The organism is Pseudomonas sp. GW456-L13, assembly GCF_017350115.1.
Taxonomy (GTDB): domain Bacteria; phylum Pseudomonadota; class Gammaproteobacteria; order Pseudomonadales; family Pseudomonadaceae; genus Aquipseudomonas; species Aquipseudomonas jessenii.
This window is the reverse complement of sequence record NZ_JACNAS010000001.1, coordinates 1052513-1072567: the sequence shown is the minus strand read 5'-3', so window position 1 is coordinate 1072567 and position 20055 is coordinate 1052513. Positions and strand designations below refer to the sequence as shown.

26 protein-coding genes are annotated in these 20055 nt (G+C 60.3%); 18 read left to right on the top strand and 8 right to left on the bottom strand.

Annotated elements, in window-relative coordinates:
• Positions 1–27 precede the first annotated feature (27 nt).
• Positions 28–555 (top strand): DUF3087 family protein, encoded by a 528-nt coding sequence (locus J4D25_RS04765; RefSeq protein WP_241781143.1) that lies wholly within the window; start codon positions 28–30, stop codon positions 553–555.
• An 84-nt stretch (positions 556–639) separates the two neighbouring features.
• Positions 640–2184 (top strand): sensor domain-containing diguanylate cyclase, encoded by a 1545-nt coding sequence (locus J4D25_RS04760; protein ID WP_057715481.1) that lies wholly within the window; start codon positions 640–642, stop codon positions 2182–2184.
• A gap of 19 nt (positions 2185–2203) precedes the next feature.
• Here J4D25_RS04760 and J4D25_RS04755 read toward each other — a convergent pair whose 3' ends face one another.
• From J4D25_RS04755 to J4D25_RS04745, 3 genes are all read right to left on the bottom strand, one after another.
• Positions 2204–2566 carry a DUF2784 domain-containing protein gene (locus J4D25_RS04755; protein ID WP_057715480.1) on the bottom strand — a complete coding sequence of 121 codons (363 nt, stop codon included), beginning with the start codon at positions 2564–2566 and terminating at the stop codon, positions 2204–2206.
• Positions 2567–2626: 60 nt separating this feature from the next.
• Positions 2627–3502 carry a 4-hydroxy-tetrahydrodipicolinate synthase gene (gene dapA, locus J4D25_RS04750; RefSeq protein ID WP_057715479.1) on the bottom strand — a complete coding sequence of 292 codons (876 nt, stop codon included), beginning with the start codon at positions 3500–3502 and terminating at the stop codon, positions 2627–2629.
• 285 nt (positions 3503–3787) lie between these two features.
• Positions 3788–4723: a sensor domain-containing diguanylate cyclase gene (locus J4D25_RS04745; protein ID WP_057715478.1), complete on the bottom strand. Its 936-nt coding sequence runs from the start codon at positions 4721–4723 to the stop codon at positions 3788–3790.
• A gap of 167 nt (positions 4724–4890) precedes the next feature.
• On the opposite strand from J4D25_RS04745, the gene J4D25_RS04740 reads away from it, so the two are divergent.
• The 3 genes from J4D25_RS04740 to J4D25_RS04730 all read left to right on the top strand — a co-directional run bounded on the left by J4D25_RS04740 (position 4891) and on the right by J4D25_RS04730 (position 6111).
• Positions 4891–5589: an AzlC family ABC transporter permease gene (locus J4D25_RS04740; protein ID WP_007978998.1), complete on the top strand. Its 699-nt coding sequence runs from the start codon at positions 4891–4893 to the stop codon at positions 5587–5589.
• The gene (locus J4D25_RS04735) at positions 5589–5900 is read left to right on the top strand and encodes an AzlD domain-containing protein (protein WP_167362889.1); all 312 of its coding nucleotides are present in this window, start codon (positions 5589–5591) and stop codon (positions 5898–5900) included. Before J4D25_RS04740 ends, J4D25_RS04735 begins: the two co-directional genes overlap by 1 nt.
• 64 nt (positions 5901–5964) lie before the next feature.
• Positions 5965–6111 (top strand): hypothetical protein, encoded by a 147-nt coding sequence (locus J4D25_RS04730; RefSeq protein WP_167362858.1) that lies wholly within the window; start codon positions 5965–5967, stop codon positions 6109–6111.
• Positions 6112–6270: 159 nt separating this feature from the next.
• Here J4D25_RS04730 and J4D25_RS04725 read toward each other — a convergent pair whose 3' ends face one another.
• On the bottom strand, positions 6271–6951 hold the full coding sequence (locus tag J4D25_RS04725) for an SOS response-associated peptidase family protein (RefSeq protein ID WP_057715476.1): 681 nt from the start codon (positions 6949–6951) through the stop codon (positions 6271–6273).
• Between the two features lie 207 nt (positions 6952–7158).
• On the opposite strand from J4D25_RS04725, the gene J4D25_RS04720 reads away from it, so the two are divergent.
• On the top strand, positions 7159–8058 hold the full coding sequence (locus J4D25_RS04720; protein ID WP_057715475.1) for a polysaccharide deacetylase family protein: 900 nt from the start codon (positions 7159–7161) through the stop codon (positions 8056–8058).
• A 232-nt stretch (positions 8059–8290) separates the two neighbouring features.
• On the opposite strand, the gene J4D25_RS04715 is transcribed toward J4D25_RS04720, so the two are convergent.
• A complete protein-coding gene (locus tag J4D25_RS04715; RefSeq protein WP_057715474.1) occupies positions 8291–9178 on the bottom strand; it encodes a LysR family transcriptional regulator in 888 nt (295 codons plus the stop codon).
• A gap of 124 nt (positions 9179–9302) precedes the next feature.
• On the opposite strand from J4D25_RS04715, the gene J4D25_RS04710 reads away from it, so the two are divergent.
• From J4D25_RS04710 to J4D25_RS04670, 9 genes are all read left to right on the top strand, one after another.
• Complete coding sequence (locus J4D25_RS04710; RefSeq protein ID WP_191629309.1) at positions 9303–10451, top strand: muconate cycloisomerase family protein; 1149 nt, start codon at positions 9303–9305, stop codon at positions 10449–10451.
• Positions 10452–10461: 10 nt separating this feature from the next.
• Entirely contained in the window at positions 10462–10752 is a 291-nt protein-coding gene (gene catC / locus J4D25_RS04705; RefSeq protein ID WP_057715472.1) for a muconolactone Delta-isomerase, read from the top strand.
• Between the two features lie 55 nt (positions 10753–10807).
• Complete coding sequence (gene catA, locus J4D25_RS04700) at positions 10808–11737, top strand: catechol 1,2-dioxygenase (RefSeq protein WP_057715471.1); 930 nt, start codon at positions 10808–10810, stop codon at positions 11735–11737.
• Positions 11738–11948: 211 nt separating this feature from the next.
• Entirely contained in the window at positions 11949–12908 is a 960-nt protein-coding gene (locus tag J4D25_RS04695; RefSeq protein WP_057715470.1) for an AraC family transcriptional regulator, read from the top strand.
• A 268-nt stretch (positions 12909–13176) separates the two neighbouring features.
• The gene (gene benA, locus J4D25_RS04690) at positions 13177–14541 is read left to right on the top strand and encodes a benzoate 1,2-dioxygenase large subunit (protein ID WP_057715469.1); all 1365 of its coding nucleotides are present in this window, start codon (positions 13177–13179) and stop codon (positions 14539–14541) included.
• Positions 14538–15026, top strand: a complete 489-nt coding sequence (benB, locus tag J4D25_RS04685; protein WP_057715468.1) for a benzoate 1,2-dioxygenase small subunit — start codon at positions 14538–14540, stop codon at positions 15024–15026. Before benA ends, benB begins: the two co-directional genes overlap by 4 nt.
• A 10-nt stretch (positions 15027–15036) precedes the next feature.
• Positions 15037–16050 carry a benzoate 1,2-dioxygenase electron transfer component BenC gene (gene benC / locus J4D25_RS04680; protein WP_057715467.1) on the top strand — a complete coding sequence of 338 codons (1014 nt, stop codon included), beginning with the start codon at positions 15037–15039 and terminating at the stop codon, positions 16048–16050.
• 157 nt (positions 16051–16207) lie between these two features.
• Positions 16208–16981, top strand: coding sequence for a 1,6-dihydroxycyclohexa-2,4-diene-1-carboxylate dehydrogenase (locus J4D25_RS04675; protein ID WP_057715466.1), 774 nt, complete (start codon positions 16208–16210; stop codon positions 16979–16981).
• 42 nt (positions 16982–17023) lie between these two features.
• A complete protein-coding gene (locus J4D25_RS04670; protein ID WP_057715465.1) occupies positions 17024–17722 on the top strand; it encodes an alpha/beta hydrolase in 699 nt (232 codons plus the stop codon).
• Positions 17723–17725: 3 nt separating this feature from the next.
• On the opposite strand, the gene J4D25_RS04665 is transcribed toward J4D25_RS04670, so the two are convergent.
• Positions 17726–18088, bottom strand: a complete 363-nt coding sequence (locus J4D25_RS04665; RefSeq protein WP_057715464.1) for an NUDIX hydrolase — start codon at positions 18086–18088, stop codon at positions 17726–17728.
• A 217-nt stretch (positions 18089–18305) separates the two neighbouring features.
• Here J4D25_RS04665 and J4D25_RS04660 point away from each other — a divergent pair, with 217 nt between their 5' ends.
• A complete protein-coding gene (locus J4D25_RS04660; protein WP_057715463.1) occupies positions 18306–18494 on the top strand; it encodes an SPOR domain-containing protein in 189 nt (62 codons plus the stop codon).
• A gap of 130 nt (positions 18495–18624) precedes the next feature.
• On the opposite strand, the gene osmE is transcribed toward J4D25_RS04660, so the two are convergent.
• Both osmE and J4D25_RS04650 read right to left on the bottom strand, forming a co-directional pair.
• A complete protein-coding gene (gene osmE, locus J4D25_RS04655; RefSeq protein WP_057715462.1) occupies positions 18625–18975 on the bottom strand; it encodes an osmotically-inducible lipoprotein OsmE in 351 nt (116 codons plus the stop codon).
• 13 nt (positions 18976–18988) lie between these two features.
• A complete protein-coding gene (locus tag J4D25_RS04650; protein ID WP_057715461.1) occupies positions 18989–19228 on the bottom strand; it encodes a hypothetical protein in 240 nt (79 codons plus the stop codon).
• A gap of 165 nt (positions 19229–19393) precedes the next feature.
• Here J4D25_RS04650 and J4D25_RS04645 point away from each other — a divergent pair, with 165 nt between their 5' ends.
• Positions 19394–19579, top strand: a complete 186-nt coding sequence (locus tag J4D25_RS04645) for a hypothetical protein (RefSeq protein ID WP_057715460.1) — start codon at positions 19394–19396, stop codon at positions 19577–19579.
• 99 nt (positions 19580–19678) lie between these two features.
• Entirely contained in the window at positions 19679–20014 is a 336-nt protein-coding gene (locus J4D25_RS04640) for a hypothetical protein (RefSeq protein WP_057715459.1), read from the top strand.
• Positions 20015–20055 lie beyond the last annotated feature (41 nt).

Below are 20055 nucleotides of genomic sequence, written 5' to 3'. Positions count from 1 at the left end.
CCATTGAAGCTCAGGAAACCCGACGCAATGTTCGAAATCCAGCCGATGAACGCCCAGACCTACCGGCAACAGACACGGCGCAGCACGGTCATCATTGCCCTGATCTTTCTGGCGCTGGCGATGGTGCTGTCCACGGCGGCGGTGGCTCTGTTCGGCACGCCGGGAGGCGACAATCTGCGCTTCAATGCCGGTGGCGTATTCGTTGCGGTGCTGGCGATGACAGCGTTGATGCGCAAGGTGTTCTGGCGCCAGGAATGGATGGCGCCGGCGGTCTACAGTTGGCAACTCAAGCGCAGCCTGATGAGCGTTACCAATGTCATGCATCATGTAACGGCGGCCGTGGAAAAGGGCGATCCGGTTGCGATGAAGCTGTTGCGTTTCTACCATTTGGGGTTGAACCAGATGCATCAACTCGATGGCAACTCCAGCGACCACGGCCAGTTGCTCCGCGAAATGGATCAGCACAAGGAACGAATGCAAGCGCTGGGCATCGACACCGAACAGACGCGGCTGGATCCGGCGTGGCTGGAGGCGGTAAAGCAGGCGTCGCGCTAACATCATTGCGAGCCTGTATCAGGCATAGTCAGCAAAAGAGGCGATCAGGAAGAGTCGCCCTGTCACAGACAATCAGGGAGCAGCATGGTACATCCATCGATCAACGATCATATTGAAATGCTCCGGCCAGCGGTGCCCCGGCTCAAGGTTCGCTCGGCGGTGATCCTGCTGCTCGCAGTGTGCCTGTCGATGGTGGCTATCGTGATCTGGGAAGCCTGGAGCTCGCGCCAGTACTACCTGCATGACAAGGAAGTGACGATGTCCAACCTTGCGCAGACCCTGGCATCGCAAGCGCAGGCAACGATCAAGCAGGCCGACACACTGTTGTTCACCCTGGTCGATCGGCTGGAGCACGAGGGTGTGGATCAATCCCGGCTGCCGGCATTGCTCAATGCCCAGCGCAGTGAGTTGAGTCAGCTCCATGGCGTGTTCGTTTTCGACGAAAAAGGGCAATGGATCGCCAACTCCAACGGCGCCGGCCAAACCGGCGTCAACAATTCCGACCGCGAATACTTCACCTTCCATCGCGATAACCCCAGTCGTGGGCCGCACATCGGGCCGTCGATCAAGAGCCGTTCGAGCGGTGAATGGATCATGACGGTTTCGCGCCGGTTCAATCATCCCGACGGCAGCTTTGCCGGGGTGGCGGTGGCGACGATTTACCTCAGCCATTTCCTGCAGCTCTACGACAGCATCGACATGGGCAGTAACGGCGTGATCAACCTGATCGGCGACAATGCCCGCATTGTCATTCGCAGGCCCTTCAAGGAAGCGGAGATCGGTTCCAGCCTCGCCAAGAGCCCGTTGTTCAACGAGTTGTTGCCCAAGGGCGACGCAGGTACGGCCACGCTCAGGTCGATCGTTGACGGTGTCGAGCGGGTGACGGGCTATCGCCGGGTTGAGGGTTATCCGCTGATCGTTTTTACCGCGGTGAACAAGAATGAAGTGCTCGGCAGCTGGCGCAAGGAGACGCTGCTCAGCGCCGGCATCGTCACACTGTTGCTGGGTTTTCTCGGGGTACTGGGGTTTCGGCTTATCAAGCTGATGAGGCAGCAGAACCTGGTGCAGGTCGAGTTGCTGGACACCCAGGACAAGCTCCTGGAGGTCAATCGCAACCTCGAAGGCCTGGCCCTCAAGGACGCACTGACGGGACTGGCCAACCGCCGTCAGCTCGACGCTTTCATCGATGCCGAAATGGGCCGTGCCCGACGCAGCCAGTCCGAATTGGCGCTGTTGATGATTGATGTCGACCATTTCAAACCGTTCAACGACTGCTACGGCCACCTGGCCGGTGACGAGTGTTTGCGCAAGGTCAGTGCGATCATCACGAACAGCATCAAGCGTCCCGGTGACCTGGCCGCCCGCTATGGTGGCGAAGAGTTTGCCGTGGTGCTGCCCGGCAGCGACTACGTGGGGGCATTTCTGGTGGCGGAGAAAATCCGCCGTGCGGTACTGCAGGCCGACATTGCCCACAGTGACAGCCCGGAAGGCATCGTGACCGTCAGTGTCGGCGTCTGTGCCAGCAATGCCGCGTCCCAGGTCCGCCCCGAAGACCTGATTGGTGCGGCAGACAAGGCGCTGTACGTGGCCAAGGCCAGTGGGCGGAACATGAGCGTGATTGCCAACTGAACGTCGGGCTGGTTGAAGATCAGGCAGCCCATCGCTTGATCAACCGAAGATAGATCAGCACGTTGATCAGCAACACCACGGCGCCCAATCCCAACTGAATGCCGGGCGTCAGCCCCGCCGGGTAAATCACCGGCCAAATGTAGTGCTCGATGAATCCTCCGCCATAGCCGGTTTGCCCGGCTTCATGGCGCATGCGGTTTTCCCAGTCGGTCAGCGGGCAGGGCAGGTGGAAGAACTCCACCGCTATACCCCACAGCGCGGCCGGCGGGTGCCACCAGATCAGGTGGCGCCATTTGAGCACCAGCAACCCGCCGAACAACACAAACACGATGAACAGCAAGTGAAACAGCATCAGCCCGTCGGCGGCGATTCGGTACAGCATGTCGGTGCCCCTGAAGGCTGAACGAATCGCTCCATGTTACTCGGGCCGCTGGCCGTTGCTCTATCGATTGTCGCGGCCCAATGCGCTGAGTACACCCTTCAAACGCTCGGTCATCGGTTCACTGCTGCGTTGCATGGGCGCGCGCAGTTCGTCACCGATCAAGCCTTGCAGGGCCAGCGCGGTTTTCACCGGGGCCGGGTTGGGCTCCAGGAACAGGCTGTTGATCAGTGGCAGCAAACGGAAAAACGTGGCGCGGCCTTCGGCCAATTGGTTGTCGCGGATTTGCCGGTGCAACTGCACGAACAGTTCGGGATGGACATGCGCCGACGCGGCAATCGCACCTTTGGCGCCCAGGCACAGGGCATTGAAGATCTGGTTGTCTTCGCCGCACAGCACGTCGACAAGGCCGCTGTTGAGCAAGGCGAGGGTGTTGGAAAAATTACCGCCGCAATCCTTGATGGCGACGATCCGCTCGTGGGCGACGATGTTGAGCAGGGTCGCCTGTTCGAAGGCCACGCCGGTACGGTATGGGATGTCGTAGAGAATCAGCGGTACGCTGGAGGCATCGGCGACCGTGCGGAAAAACGCTTCGAGGCCGGCCTGGGAAGGGCGGATGTAATACGGTGCCGGCACCAGCAGGCCAGCCACCGGGCGCTTGAGGATCTCGCTCTGGAACTGCAACAACTCGGTCAGGTTGTTACCGGCCAGGCCCATGACCACCTGTTGCGCCGGCACCCGTTCCAGCACCGCATCAAGCACCGCCAGTTGCTCATGCTTGCCCATCGCCGCCGGTTCGCCGGTGGTGCCGCAAACGATGAGACCGTCGACACCTTTTTCCAGCAGATGGCTGACCAGCCGGTGCAAGCCGACAAAATCGATGGCGCCGTTGTGGAATGGTGTGACCAGTGGAACCCAGATACCTTGAAACGCTGACATGCACTTTCTCCTGATGGTTGACCGAATTCGTCACCGTCAGGGGCATGGAAGGAGAGTAAGCAAGGGGAGGGTGGTCCGTCGCGCTCAATGTCCTGTCAGCTCATCTGACGGGACAGCGCGCCCCGGTCACATGAGCGACTGTTTCTTCGATTTGAGGGCGTGCGCAACGCAACCTTGCGCCTTGGCAATCAAGCCAATGACGGAAGAGTCGAGATTGAAGGTTGCGGACATACTTGCTTACACCCTGAGTGAGGCGCTCAGTTTTAAAAGCCGGCGCGCCGTTTGTCAATCACGAAAATCGGCGTACTCGGCGCGCATTCGGCCATTGTGCTTGGCCTTGTACAGCAGATGATCGACCTGTTCGACGAATTCCAGGGCCGTCGCGTGCATCGACGCCAGGGTGGTGCCGACGCCGAGGCTGATACTCAGCAGCTTCGACACGTTCGAGAATTCATGGGGAATCTGCTGCTGGCGAATCAGGTGCAGGCACTTGTGCGCCACCAGACGCGCTGACTCGGCATCGGTTTCCGGCAGCAGCCAGACAAACTCTTCACCGCCGATCCGCGCAATGAAATCCCGTGGCCGGTTCGCCGCCAGGGACAAGGTTTGCGCAACGCGGCGCAGGCATTCGTCGCCCTTGATGTGGCCGTAATGGTCGTTGTACTGCTTGAAGTAGTCGATATCCAGCACGATCACCGACAATGGCAAGCCGGTGCGCTGGGCATTGTTCCACTCGCGCTCCAGCACGGTGTCGAACATGCGCCGGTTGGCGATGCCGGTCAGGCCGTCCTGGAAGGAATACTCTTCAAGCTGCTTTTGCAGGCGGACCAGGTGCTCTTCGGTTTTCTTGCGCTCGCTGATATCGAACATGAAACCTACCAGCGCCTCGACTTCGCCGTCCTTGCGCACCACATGCACCACATCGCGGATCCAGACGTACTCGCCGCTTTCGGTGAGTGCGCGATAGTCGGCCTCGTGATCGATACCGGCGCGCGATTGCGAGACGCAGAAGTCCATCACGTAGTCGCGGTCATCCGGATGCATGCGCTCGACCCAGTCATTGACCGACGCCCAGCTGTGCTGTTTCCAGCCCAGCAGTTCTTCGATCTGTGGCCCGATGTAGCTGAACGTCATGGTTTTCCAGTCGATGCGCCAGGGAATCGCCCGGGTCGATTCAAGCAGGGTTTTATAAACGTCGCTGTCGGTTTCCACTGAACTCATGAAGGGCCTGCCTCGATGAAAATGCAGGGCCATCATGTTGCTAGCACTTTGGCGAATCAAGCGGGCAGCCGATGAATGGCACGCCACGTATCAGTGAGCAAGATTGTTCAAGCCTTCGGCCGCGACTGCTGGCACAGTCTGGGGTCTATCCCTGTCTGTAGAACGTTATGTCCAACTCAATCATGCCGCGCAGTGCCTTTTTGCGCGGCGCAGCGGCGATCATGCCGTTGTCCCTGGCCACCGCGCCCTGGGGCTTGCTGGCCGGTTCCATGGCCATCGAAGCCAACCTCACGCCCCTGCAAGGCCAGGGCCTGTCGAGCATTGTGTTTGCCGGTGCCGCGCAACTGGTGGCCATCGGCATGCTCAAGGGCGGTGCCGGGATTTTTTCGATCTTGCTGACCACACTGCTGCTGACCTCCCAGCATTTGCTCTACGGGATGAGCATGCGCTCGGTGATTTCGCCATTGCCGGGGCGCTGGCGCGCGGGCCTGGGGTTCTTGCTCACCGATGAGTTGTTCGCCCTGACCAGCCAGCACGACAAACAGCAGTTCAACCGCTGGTACGCCCTGGGCGTGGGCCTGACGTTCTACATCGCCTGGAACCTGTTCACCCTGGCGGGCATTGTGCTCGGCAGCAGCATTCCCGGTCTTGAACACCTGGGCCTGGATTTCTCCATCGCGGCGACCTTCATCGCCCTGATCACCCCGGTGGTGCGCAATGTGCCGACCGTGGTGTGCGTGGCGGTGTCGCTGTTCTGCTCGGTGCTGTTCAGCTACTGGCAATGGGGCTCGGCGCTGGTGCTGTCGGGGCTGGCGGGCATGACCGCCGGGTTTGTCTGCAATAAATTCTACGGTGGACGCACATGATGGTCTGGGCAGTGATTATCGGAATGGGCGTGTTGGTGTTCCTCAACCGCTATGTTTTTCTGGAACCGCGACTGCCGCTACGCTTGAGCAGCAATGCCCGGCAGTTCCTCGGGTTTGCCGTACCGGGCATGTTGACCGCCATCTGCGGGCCGATTGTGTTCATGCCGGAAAAACAGCTGAATCTGCACTGGGACAATCCCTATCTGATCAGCTCGCTGGTGGCGGTCGGGCTGGTGCTCTACACGCGCAATACGTTGCTCAGCATGCTGTTGAGCATGGGCTTCTTCTTTTTGCTGCGCTGGTGGCTCTGAGCGGGGCAGGGGAACTGATCTAAGCTTAAGTTGATGACCGATCCCTTCAGGAAGAGAGGTGAACATGGCCAATGAACCCAAGCAACCGGACCCGGAAGAAGATGAGGACGAACCCACGGAAGAAGAGATTGAGCAGCAGAAACGTTCGGTACCGGACTGGAAGCATCCTGACGACGGTAAGGAACTGTCAGAGCCTGACCGCAAGTTCTGAGCAGCACGGGAATACAACGAAGCCCCGCCCTTGAGCGTAATGCTGCTGTAGGAGCGAGCTTGCTCGCGATGGTCGTTAACGATTACGCGTGTTTACTGGCTAAACGCGGCGTTCTTGAGTCCATCGCGAGCAAGCTCGCTCCTACAGCTGTTGATCAGTTCATGGAACTTCTTTAATCAGCGCGGCGCCCTGGTTCCTGACATTGCCAACGGCCCTGTCGACCTTGTACCACTCGAATACATCGCTGGCCTCGCCCTGGGATAACGCCATTTCTTCGGCTCGCTCCTTGGGCGTGGCCGGGTCCAGCCATTCCCGCGCCAGTTCGGGTGAGAACACCACTGGGCGGCGGTCATGCACGTCAAGCATGCCGCCCGCGCTGTCGGCCGTCAGAATGACGAAACCGTCGTGCTCCCTGTGGGGCGCTCCTCCGATGGGGTACTGGCCGATGGCCGCGCAGAAAACCGGGGCGCGGTCCCGTCGCCGGATCAGCCACGGTTGTTTGTTGGCCTCGCCGGTGTCGACCCATTCGAACCAGTTATCAATCGGGCAGATCGCGCGATGGGGCCAGATCGCCCGAAAGTACGGGCCGTGGGCGACTTTCTCGACCCGGGCATTGACCGGCTCCACGCGATCCGTCGCCCAGTGCGGTCGCCAACCCCAACGCACGGCATCGGCGTGCAGCCGCTCATTCTCCAGGTGCAGCAGGGCGAGTTGCGTGGTGGGGGCGGCGTTATAGTGCCCCAGGGGTTCGTTGCCGACGCGATTGATCAGCGCGTCGGGGATGCTCAGCACCGCTACGAAGTCGTGGATTCCACGGTATTGCGACAGCCGTCCGCACATGGCCTGACACTCCGGTTAAGACGCTCCGACCGACGCTTTGAGTTTAGTTGCTCGTGGCGAAACGGGCCTGGCAAGCACCGGAACCAAACCCTGTATACCCTATCCAACCTCGGCCCGTCGTCTCGATGCGGGCCGACGACGGATGAGCGGGCGAAGGATCCTTGCCCATTGAAGTATCGACCGTGATGGTCTGGCCCAAGGCAAAAAATGAAACGATTGTTCAAGTGTTTAACGGTGTGCGCCCTGGCAGTGGGTTTGTTCGGCTGTATCGCCGCACCCATCGAAATGACTCCGCGGACCGAGCAGCGTTTGCAGGCGCAACCCCCCATCCGGTTTCTGCTGACCTTCGATGACGGCCCCAGTGCCTCGAGCTGGTGGAATCCGACCGTCACTGTATTGGAGAGCCTGGCGCAAAACCCGCTGCAATCGGACATCAAGGCCGTGTTCTTCGTGCAAACCCGCGCTCCGCGAGCCGGTGGCAGCGAATTGGGCCGGGACATCATGCGTCGTGAACATGCCGAAGGTCATATCCTGGGCTTTCACACGGCAACACCCCGGCACACCAATCATCGTTCCCTTGACCCACCCGTGTTGGAGCAGGCCCTCACCGATGGCAGCGCCGACATCGCTGCGATTACCGGCGCTGCGCCAACCCTGTTGCGCCCGCCATTCTGGAACTACGACAAACGCACCTTCGCCGCTTATCAGCGGCATGGCCTGCATGTACTGCTCACCGACTTGAGCGCCAATGACGGCAAGATCTGGGGCTTCAACGCCAGCCCCCGGCGCCGGTCGCACATGCTGCGCTCGATGTCCGAAGTTCGCGAACGCATTGCCCGCGGCGAGTTGCCGGTGGTCGATGGCGTGATTCCGGTGGTGGTGACCTTCCACGACCTCAACCGCTATACCGCCCGGCATACCCGCGAATACCTGCAGATTCTGCTCGACAGCGCCCGGGAGACCGGAGTGAAAACCGCCGACAAGCCGTTTTACGACGATCAGGCTGCGTTACAGCGGGCGGCCATGGCGCGCACCGTGCGTGACGGTTCGCAGCCAGTCGAATTGCCGGGGTTCTGGAACTGGATCTGGGGCGGGAACACCCGTTAGACGCTTGCAGAAATGAGAACTGGATCGCACTCATTGCGAATTTCACCGGGCGGGTTGCGGGCTGACCCAGGTTCCCAGTGAACACTGACCTGTGGCGAGGGGGCTTGCCCCCGTTGGGGCGCGCAGCGGCCCTAAAACCATCTCAGCTTGCGACGGCTGCGCCGCCGAACGGGGCGGTGCGGCGATCCGACAAGCCCCCTCGCCACAGGTGATTATCGCCTGTTCTATTGCCTTACGCTGCTGGTGGCAGCAGCTCATCAATCATCCGCAAACAATGGTTCAACCCCGGCGATACATCGCCCACCCGTCGGCTGAGAATGATCGGCGAGGTGGCGTTGTCTTCCAGCAGCGGGGTGAAGCCGATGTCGTCGCGGTGCAGCAACTGCACCGAGGCCGGTACCAGCGTGACGCCGATTCCCGCCCCCACCAACCCGATCGCCGTTTGCAGCTCGTTGGTCCATTGCGCGACGTGGATGCTCACGCCGTAGGACTCGAACAGGGCAATCACATGGTCGGCGTAACTCGGCCTTGGATTGCCGGGGTACAGCACAAAGGGTTCCTTGGCCAGTTCCCGCAAGCTGATGGGCCCTGCGAGCAACGGATGCCCGGCGGGCAGGGCGGCGACCAGGCGGTCTTCGGTGAGCACGGTCTGGACGATGGCCGGGTCGTCGATACGGATTCGACCGAAACCGATATCGATGCGCCCGGCCTTCAATGCCTGCACCTGTTGCAGGGTGGTCATTTCAGAAAGCCCCAGCTCCAGCTCCAGCGGCTCGCCACTGCGTAACCGGCGGATCAGTTCCGGCAGCACGCCATACAGTGTCGACGGCGCAAAGCCGATACCCAGCCAGGTTTTCTCACCCAACCCGATGCGCCGGGTGTTGTCGCAGACCTTGTTCAGTTGTTCGAGCAGGGCGGTGGAGTGCTCGTGGAAAAACCGCCCGGCGTCGGTCAACTTCAGCGGTCGGCCGCGCTCGAGCAGCATCACCCCCAGTTCGTCCTCCAGTTGCTGGATCTGCCGACTCAAGGGCGGCTGGGCGATGTGCAGCAACTCGGCCGCGCGGGTGAAGTTGAGGGTTTGAGCCAATACCTGGAAGTAACGCAGGTGCCGCAGTTCCATGGGGCCTCCAGTCAATCAGTTGCATACCTTTAAGGTATCAAGTCAGACCAATTCTATATTGGCTTCAGGAAAAAAGCCGTACGAGAATCAATTCCAGAACTTCAAGAACCTGACGGGTATCGAAATGCTTGCAACAGCCATTGAGTCGATCGAGACGATCATCGTCGATCTGCCGACCATCCGCCCGCACAAGCTGGCGATGCACACCATGCAGAACCAGACCCTGGTGATCATCCGCGTGCGTTGCGCCGACGGCATCGAAGGCATCGGCGAATCCACCACCATCGGTGGTCTGGCTTACGGCAATGAAAGCCCGGACAGCATCAAGACCAACATCGACACGCACTTCGCGCCACTGTTGATCGGCCAGGACAGCAACAACGTCAACGCGGCCATGTTGCGCCTGGAGCGCAGCATTCGTGGCAACACCTTCGCCAAATCCGGTATTGAAACCGCACTGCTCGATGCCTTGGGCAAACGCCTCGGCCTGCCGGTCAGCGAATTGCTTGGCGGTCGTGTTCGCGATGCGCTGCCCGTGGCCTGGACCCTGGCCAGCGGCGACACCGAGAAGGACATTGCCGAAGCGGAAAAAATGCTCGACCTGCGTCGCCATCGCATCTTCAAACTGAAAATCGGCGCCGGGGAGGTCAACCGCGACCTGGCCCACGTCATCGCCATCAAGAAGGCCCTGGGTGACCGCGCCAGCGTGCGGGTCGACGTCAATCAGGCCTGGGACGAAGCGGTGGCGCTGCGGGCCTGCCGGATCCTCGGCACCAACGGCATCGACCTGATCGAACAGCCGATCTCGCGCAACAACCGCGCCGGCATGGCTCGCCTCAACGCGATGAGCCCGGCGCCGATCATGGCCGACGAATCCATCGAATGCGTGGAAGATGCGTTCAACCTGGCCCGCGAAGGCGCGGCTTCGGTGTTCGCTCTGAAGATCGCCAAAAACGGTGGCCCACGTGCTGTATTGCGCACCGCCTCGATCGCTGAAGCGGCCGGTATTGCCCTGTACGGCGGCACCATGCTTGAAGGTGGCCTGGGCACCATGGCCTCTGCCCATGCCTTCGTCACCCTGAACAAGCTGGCCTGGGACACCGAACTGTTCGGCCCGTTGCTGCTGACCGAAGACATTCTCAGCGAACCGCTGGTGTATCGCGATTTTGAACTGCACGTGCCGAACACCCCGGGCCTGGGCCTGAGCCTGGATGAAGAGCGCCTGGCGTTCTTCCGCCGCGACAAGACATCCACCGCCATTCATCAAGCCTGAGGAGAGCATTATGCTGTTCCACGTAAAAATGACCGTGAATCTGCCGGTCGACATGAATCCCGAAGTGGCAGCCAAACTCAAGGCTGACGAGAAAGCCCTGGCCCAGCGCCTGCAAGAGCAGGGCAAGTGGCGTCACCTGTGGCGCATCGCCGGGCACTACGCCAACTACAGCGTGTTCGATGTCGACAGCGTTCAGGAACTGCATGACCTGCTGATGCAATTACCGCTGTTCCCGTACATGGCCATCGAAATCGACGCGATGTGCCGGCATCCTTCTTCCATCCGTGACGATGACCGCTGAGCCCAGCCTGTTCAGCGCGCTACGCTAATAATTACAAGATGAGGAACCCTTCAAAATGAACGTCAAGATTTCCCACACTGCCGAAGTCCAGAAATTTCTCGAAGAGGCCAGCGGCCTGCTCAACGACGCCGGCAACCCACGGACCAAAGCGCTGGTGTACCGCATCCTGCGTGATTCGGTGAACATCATCGAAGACCTGGCCGTGACCCCGGAAGAGTTCTGGAAAGCCGTCAACTACCTCAACGTGCTGGGCGCTCGCCAGGAAGCCGGGCTGGTGGTGGCCGGTCTCGGTCTGGAGCACTACCTCGACCTGCTGATGGACGCCGAAGACGAGCAGGCCGGCAAGTCCGGTGGCACCCCGCGCACCATCGAAGGCCCGCTGTACGTGGCGGGTGCGCCGCTGTCGCAAGGCGAAGCGCGTCTGGACGACGGCGTCGATCCGGGTGTGACCCTGTTCATGCAAGGCCGCGTGTTCAACACCGCTGGCGAACCCCTGGCCGGTGCCGTGGTGGATGTCTGGCACGCCAATACCGGTGGCACCTACTCGTACTTCGACACCACGCAATCGGAATTCAACCTGCGTCGCCGTATCGTGACCGACGCCGAAGGCCGCTATCGTTTCCGCAGCATCGTGCCGTCGGGCTATGGCTGCCCACCGGACGGTCCGACCCAGCAACTGCTCGATCAACTGGGTCGTCATGGCCAGCGTCCGGCGCACGTGCACTTCTTCATTTCCGCGCCGGATCATCGCCACCTGACCACCCAGATCAACCTCGACGGCGATCAATACCTGCACGACGATTTCGCCTACGCCACCCGTGACGAACTGATCGCCAAAATCACCTTCAGCGACGATCAGCAGCGCGCGGCGGCCCATGGTGTGAGCGGTCGCTTTGCCGAAATCGACTTCGATTTCACCCTGCAGTCCTCGGCCCAGCCTGAAGAACAGCAGCGCCACGAGCGGGTTCGCGCACTGGAAGACTGATAGCACGACCCTGTGGGATCACCACTCTGTGGGAGCGAGCTTGCTCGCGATAGCGGTTTTACATTCAACATCCATGTTGACTGGCACTCCGTCATCGCGAGCAAGCTCGCTCCCACAAGGGTTTCGGCTAACTGTCTGGAAAATCTCAAGGGACTGATGCAGTGTTCTAGAATGCCCCGACGCAACCTATAACAACAACGAGAGTGACCCGATGATGCAAGCTCAACTGTTGAGTCAGCGCAGCAGAGTATTCGACCATGCCGACCCCTATGCGGTGTCGGGCTACGTCAATCAGCACGTCGGTAACCACTGCATTCTCATGCCCCGTGCCGGCAGCCCGCTGGCCAGTCTCGACCATCGCAAGTTCGCCAGCCTCGACCTGTGCCGCATCAGCTACGGTGCCAGTGTGCGGGTGACGTCCGGTGCGCTGGACAGTATCTATCACCTGCAAGTGCTGCTGCGCGGCAATTGCCTGTGGCGTGGCCACGGCCAGGAACATTACTTCGCTCCCGGCGAATTGCTGCTGATCAATCCTGACGATCCGGTGGACCTGACGTACTCCGCCGATTGCGAAAAATTCATCCTCAAAGTCCCGACCCGCTTGTTTGAATCGGTCTGCGATGAGCAGCGCTGGCGCTATCCGGGGCAGGGCGTGCGGTTTCTGGAAAACCGTTATCAGCTCGATGAACTGGAAGGCTTCGTCAACCTGTTGGCGATGATCTGCCAGGAGGCCGAATCCACCGAGCAGATCCCCAGGGTCCAGGAGCATTACACGCAGATCATCGTCAGCAAGATGCTCAGCTTGATGAAGACCAACGTCAGCCGCCTCGAACTGGGCTCGCAGACGGCCACGTTCGAGGCGATTGCCGACTACATCGCCAATAACCTCAAGCAGGACATCGACAGCGAAGAACTGGCGCGCCAGGCCCACATGAGCCTGCGCTCGTTGTACGGATTGTTCGAGCGAAATGCCGGCCTCACGCCGAAAAACTATCTACGCCAGAAACGCCTGGAACGCATCAACGCCTGCCTCAGCGATCCGACCTGCAACGTGCGCAACGTCACCGAAGTGGCAATGGATTACGGCTTCCTGCACCTGGGCCGGTTCTCCGACAGCTACCGCAAGCAGTTCGGCGAATTGCCGTCCGATACCCTCAAGCGCCGGCATTGAGGCGCCAGCAATGGCGGCCTTGTAGTCGACCAGTCGCTCGCGGATGTACCCGATCTACTGTAGGAGCGAGCCTGCTCGCGATGGAGGTCAACGATGACGCGGGGAACCTGACACCCCGCAGTGCTCTCAGGTTTTTCGCGAGCAAGCTCGCTCCTACAAAAAACACACTGCACAAAACGGATAAAGATCTGCACTGCGCGGATATTCCAGCCTGACCCCCCGTCCTAGCATGACCCCTGCCTGAACAATAACAATGGAGGCGGCGGCCATGACCCTGCGACCCGAATATTTGCATTCCCTGCTTGAAGACGATCCCGAGCAAGGCCTCTATCGCTGCAAGCGCGAGATGTTCACCGACCCCCGGTTGTTCGATCTGGAGATGGAACACATCTTCGAAGGCAACTGGCTGTATCTGGCCCACGAAAGCCAGATCCCCAACATCAACGATTTCTACACCACCACCATGGGGCGCCAGTCGATCTTCATCGCGCGCAACAAGGACGGTGTGCTCAACGCCTTCATCAACGCCTGCAGCCATCGCGGCGCGACCCTGTGCCGGCACAAGTCCGGCAACAAGAGCTCCTACACCTGCCCGTTCCACGGCTGGACTTTCAACAACTCCGGCAAGCTGCTCAAGGTCAAGGACCCGGCCAACGCCGGATACCCGTCGAGTTTCAACTGCGAAGGCTCCCACGACCTGACCAAGGTTGCGCGGTTCGAGTCCTATCGCGGCTTCCTGTTCGGCAGCCTGAAAGCTGATGTGCTGCCACTGGTCGAACACCTGGGCGAGTCGGCGAAGATCATCGACATGATCGTCGACCAGTCCGCCGATGGCCTGGAGGTGCTGCGTGGCTCCTCCAGCTACATCTACGAAGGCAACTGGAAACTCACCGCCGAGAACGGCGCCGATGGCTACCACGTCAGCTCCGTGCACTGGAACTACGCGGCCACCCAGAACCAGCGCAAGCAGCGCGAAGCCGGCGACACCAACCCGACCATGAGCGCCGGCAGCTGGGCCAAGCAGGGCGGTGGTTTCTATTCCTTCGACAAGGGCCACATGCTGCTCTGGACCCGTTGGGCCAACCCCGAGGACCGTCCACTGTACGAGCGCCGCGATGAGCTGGCGCAAGACTTCGGCAAGGCTCGCGCCGACTGGATGATCGAGAACTCGCGCAACCTGTGCCTGTACCCCAACGTGTACCTGATGGACCAGTTCAGCTCGCAGATCCGCATTGCCCGGCCGATCTCGGTCAACCGCACGGAAATCACCATCTACTGCATCGCCCCCAAAGGCGAGAGCGACCACGCCCGTTCGAGCCGGATTCGCCAGTACGAGGATTTCTTCAACGTCAGCGGCATGGCCACGCCCGACGATCTGGAAGAGTTCCGCTCCTGCCAGACCAGCTACCAGGGCAGCGTCACCACCTGGAACGACATGTCCCGTGGCGCCGAGCACTGGATTGAAGGTGCTGACGAGGCTGCAAAAGAAATCGACCTGCATCCGCTGCTCAGCGGCGTGCGCACCGAAGACGAAGGCCTGTTCGTGCTGCAACACAAGTACTGGCAGCAGACCATGCTCAAGGCATTGGCTGCCGAACAGTCGAAGCTGATCGCCGTGGAGGACGTGCAATGACCATTTCTTACGATGCCGTGCGCGATTTCCTCTACCGCGAGGCGCGCTACCTCGACGACCGCCAGTGGGACGAGTGGCTGGAACTGTACGCCCCCGACGCGACATTCTGGATGCCGTCCTGGGACGACAACGACGAATTGACCGAAGACCCGCAGCGGGAAATCTCGCTGATCTGGTACGGCAACCGCACGGGCCTTGAAGACCGCGTCTTCCGCATCAAGACCGAGCGCTCCAGCGCCAGCGTGCCGGACACCCGCACCTCCCACAACATCAGCAACATCGAGCTGCTCGAACAGGCCGACGGACTGTGCAAGGTGCGCTTCAACTGGCACACCCTGAGTTTTCGCTACAAGACCGTCGACAGCTATTTCGGCAGCAGTTTCTACACCCTCGATGTTCGCGGTGAAAATCCGCTGATCAAGGCCAAGAAAGTGATTCTGAAGAACGATTACGTTCGCCAGGTCATCGATGTCTACCACTTGTGAGACTGCCGTCATGACCCATTCCATTGCGTTCAATTTTGAAGACGGCGTCACCCGGTTCATCGACGCCAACGTCGGCGAAACCGTGGCCGATGCCGCGTACCGCCAGGGCATCAACATCCCGCTGGACTGCCGCGACGGTGCTTGCGGTACCTGCAAGTGTTTTGCCGAAGCCGGCACCTACGATCTGGGCGAGGAGTACATCGAAGACGCCCTCAGCCCTGAAGAGGCCGAGCAGGGTTTTGTCCTGACCTGCCAGATGCGCGCCCAGAGCGATTGCGTGGTGCGGGTGCCGACGTCCTCCGAGGTTTGCCGCACCCGTCAGGCCAGCTACGACGCGACCATCAGTGCCGTGCGCCAACTGTCCGACAGCACTATCGCGCTGTCGATCAAGGGCGAATCCCTGAGCAAACTGGCGTTCCTGCCGGGGCAATACGTGAACCTGGGGATTCCCGGCAGCGAGCAGACCCGTGCCTATTCGTTCAGCTCGTTGCAGCGCGACGGTGAGGTCAGTTTCCTGATCCGCAACGTGCCGGGTGGCCTGATGAGCAGCTTCCTCACCGGCATGGCCAAGGCCGGCGACTGCATGAGCCTGGCCGGTCCCTTGGGCAGCTTCTACCTGCGCGACATCCGTCGGCCGTTGTTGCTGCTGGCCGGTGGCACCGGGCTGGCGCCGTTCACCGCGATGCTGGAGAAGATCGCCGAGCAGGGCAGCGATCACCCGCTGCATCTGATCTACGGCGTGACCCACGATTTCGACCTGGTGGAACTCGACCGCCTCGAAGCCTTTGCCGCGCGCATCCCCAACTTCACCTTCAGCGCCTGCGTCGCCAGCCCCGAGAGCCAACACCCGCTCAAGGGCTATGTGACCCAGCACATCGAGCCCAGGCATTTGAACGATGGCGACGTCGACGTCTACCTGTGCGGCCCGCCGCCGATGGTCGAAGCCGTCAGCCGATACATTGGCGAGCAAGGCATCAAGCCGGCGAATTTCTACTACGAAAAATTTGCTGCCAGCGCGGCGTGAGTCGCAGGCGATTTCCCTTGCTTGGTAAATACCCCCTGTGGGAGCGAGCTTGCTCGCGATAGCGGTCTGGCAGTCACCAGATATGTCGACTGGAAGGACCTCTTCGCGAGCAAGCTCGCTCCCACAGTTGAACGGCAACCTTCTTCATGAGGTACACATGAACAGATTTCACGAAAAAGTCGCCCTGATCACCGGTGCCGCCCAAGGTATCGGGCGGCGGGTGGCCGAGCGTATGGCCGCCGAAGGGGCGAAGCTGATCCTGGTGGATCGCTCCGACCTGGTGTTCGAAGTCCAGCAACAGTTGGCGCCAACCACCCAGGTACTGGCCCTGACCGCCGACCTTGAGCAATACGAGGAATGCAGTCGGGTGATGCAAACCGCCGTCGAGCGCTTCAGTCGCCTCGATGTGCTGGTCAATAACGTCGGCGGGACGATCTGGGCCAAGCCGTTCGAGCACTATGAAGCGCCACAGATCGAGGCCGAGGTTCGCCGTTCGCTGTTCCCGACCTTATGGTGTTGCCATGCCGCGCTGCCGTTCATGTTGCAGCAGGGCAGCGGTGCGATCGTCAACGTTTCCTCCATCGCCACCCGCAGCCTCAACCGCGTGCCCTACGGTGCGGCAAAGGGTGGGGTCAATGCCTTGACCGCTTGTCTGGCATTCGAAACCGCCGGTCGCGGCGTGCGAGTCAATGCGACGGCGCCTGGTGGCACCGAAGCACCGCCGCGACGCATACCCCGCAATGGTGCCGAGCAGAGTGAGCAGGAAAAACTCTGGTACCAGCAGATTGTCGACCAGACCCTCGACAGCAGTTTGATGAAACGCTATGGCACCCTGGATGAGCAGGCGGGGGCTATTCTGTTTCTGGCCAGCGACGACGCGTCCTATATCACCGGCATGGTCATGCCCGTGGGCGGCGGCGATCAGGGCTGAGGCGAACGACAGACAACCCCATCGGCAAACGGAGTCATGGTGATGAGTGATAAACCCACGATCGTGCTGGTCCATGGTTTTTGGGGCGGCGCTGCCCACTGGAACAAGGTCATCGTTAAATTGGTCAGCCGTGGTGACACGCGCATTCGTGCCGTCGAGTTGCCGCTGACTTCGCTGGCCGATGATGCCGAGCGTACGCGCAAGATGGTCGCCCAGGTGCCCGGTCCGGTGCTGCTGGTGGGGCATTCCTATGGCGGCGCGGTGATCACCGAAGCGGGTGATTTACCGAATGTGGTGGGCCTGGTGTACATCGCCGCGTTCGCACCGGACGCCGGTGAAAGCCCCGGTGGCATCACGCAACGGCATCTACCAGCGGCGGCGGCCAACCTGGCTCCCGACAGCGACGGATACTTGTGGGTCAAGCCTGAGCTCTACCACGAAAGCTTCTGTCAGGACCTGCCGGCGACCGAAGGGTTGGTCATGGGTATCACCCAGAAAGCGCCGCTGGCGAGTACCTTCGGTGACACTATTGGAACGGTGGCCTGGAAGAAAAAGCCATCGTGGTATCAGATTTCGACCGCAGACCGGATGATCGCGCCACAGAACCAGCAATGGATGGCCGCGCGACTCAACGCCCGGGAGATCCTGACCTTGAATGCCAGCCACGCGTCATTGGCGTCGATGCCCGCCGAAGTGGCGGCTTTGATCGACAGGGCTGCGACGGCGTTGGCCAAAGGCTAGGGCCTACAAGCGGCGTACAAAGGTGCTGGCAATACTGCGCATGGTGTCGCTGATGTTCAGGTTGTGTAGCGCATCAAGCGGGTGCCAGATGCAATCGGTGATTTCGTTCAGCGGCCGCAATTGCTCCAGATTCAGCACCGACACCTCGAATACGTGGTGTCGGGTGCCGCCCGATTCCAGTTCCAGCACGTATATCAACTCGTCGACCCGCAGGCCGGTTTCCTCCAGAAGCTCGCGAACGGCGGCATCGGCTGCGCTTTCACCCTGTTCAAGCTTGCCGCCGGGCAGCGTCCAGCGTCCTCCTCGCTTGCGTACCAGCAGTACATGCCTTTCCTGCTCGAAGATGATCGTTGCGCGTACTTTCATTGATTACCTAATGGCTGGTTGAGATGGTGCAGGCATTGAAATGCAGCATTCGGGCCAGGGCCGATTGAGCACTTTACGAGTAATTCGAGGGGGCAATGCGAGGAAAAGTGCAATCGATTTCGGGAATTTCCATGGCGACGTCTGGTCGGTATTTTGGACAAGGGTGGGTGTAAGGTAGGCAAGTCAACCTGAGATCACTGCCCGAGAGGAGGTGACTATGAGCGTTCCGATGTTGAACAAGATGCACATGAATGGTTATGACGTACTCAGCGTGAACAACGGCCCCTGGCGGGTATGTACCCAGGGTGACCGACTTGGCTCGTTTGCCAGTCGGGAAGAAGCGCTGGCATTTGCCGCATCGCTGCCCGGCTACAGGGCACGTGCTGCCAGGCCTGCGGGAAAATGAAGCCCCCCTGTAGGAGCGAGCTTGCTCGCGATGGTCGCTAACGATAACGCGTGTTTCTTGGCTAAACCCGCCGCGCTTGAGTCCATCGCGAGCAAGCTCGCTCCTACAGCCTGCAAAATCCTCAAGGGCGCTAGTAGCCGCCGCCTCCGCTGGGGCGGGAGGGTTCCCGGGCCTTTTGCTGCGTGTGGCTCCACTCCGCGCAGGTCATGAAGCTCTTGTGGTCGACCATGCCGCGGCCGTCGAAACTGACGTTGTACGGCTGCTGATGGTCGGCATGAGTCAGTTTGTAGTCAAAGCACGTACCGGGTTCGACGCTACGATCGCTGACCGCCAGTGGCTGGCCGCCGATTTGCCGGACTTGCTCCTGGGTCATGCCGGTGTCGACTTTCGCGACCAGCGGCTGATCCTTGTAGATCGAGTTGGTGCTGCAGCCTGCCAACGCGGTCAGTACGACGACCAGCGTGAATAGAGGTCTGTTCATGGCAGCGCTCCCGCTATTGAGCCTTGTTGCGGCTAATGACCTTGGCCTTCACTTCCTCGGCGTAGCCGGACAGTTTTTCTTCATCGCCCTGAAATAAAGAACACAGTCTTTGAACGGCTTGCGCGTCGACTTCGCTCCCGAGCAGGCGCAATTGCTGCTCGATGCGCAACAGCTCGACGGCCGACCAGCGCAAATCTGACGCAAGCCCTTGCAGATCGCGCCGAAGTTCCTGTTCCGATTTGTTAAGCCACATGATGACCTCCTGAACTTTGCACACCAAAATTTTAGACCTGTTTACCGCGCCGTATGTTGTGTTCGTCTGAGTCAGCGAGGTCTCCTTTGGTCGGGAAAACTACAGTGAACGAAAAAATAAGCTGTCCTACTCAAGTGCTGATTGTTCCTGCGGGGGCGACGTAAAATGACCACAACCGATGATTTCAGGGCCATGGCCCAGAAATTGATCGCTGACCTGGAGGCGGCAACCAACGAGACGATGCAACTGATATCGGCCCATCAACTCAGCGGGCCGCAATGGGAGCAAGTCACACAACGTCAGCATGACGCCTGCGAAAGATGGATGGATTATCTGAATTCAAGGAACTAACCGGGGCAAGCGATATCAATGACAGTCGCTGAATCGTTGGGGATGGCTGTAGGGACGACGGCGAGCTACATTTTCTTATTTCAAATTAAAGGAAACAGCATGCGGATGTTGATGGGGGGAGTCGTGTTGGCATTGCTGGGCGGGTGCTCGTTGCCGGCTTCGTTGGTACCGGGTGAGCCGAATGTCAGCAAGCACAGCGAGAAGACGCCAAAAGAGTATGCGGCGTGCGTGTTGCCTGCCTGGCAAAAGGAAGTATCGAATACGACCCAGGTTTCGATATCCAACGGATTCCGCATCACCGCGCCCAGCGTGATCACGGCCGACGAAGTGCTGGATATCGTGAAGTACAAGGAAGGCAGCCGGGTTTCGCTGTATCAGGGGCCACCTTGGGCCAAGTCCGGCGACCTGCGCAAAATCGTGCGCGACTGTTTGTAAGCGCGGGAGGCTGAAAATCGGTCAGCGACCGATGTTCGCCT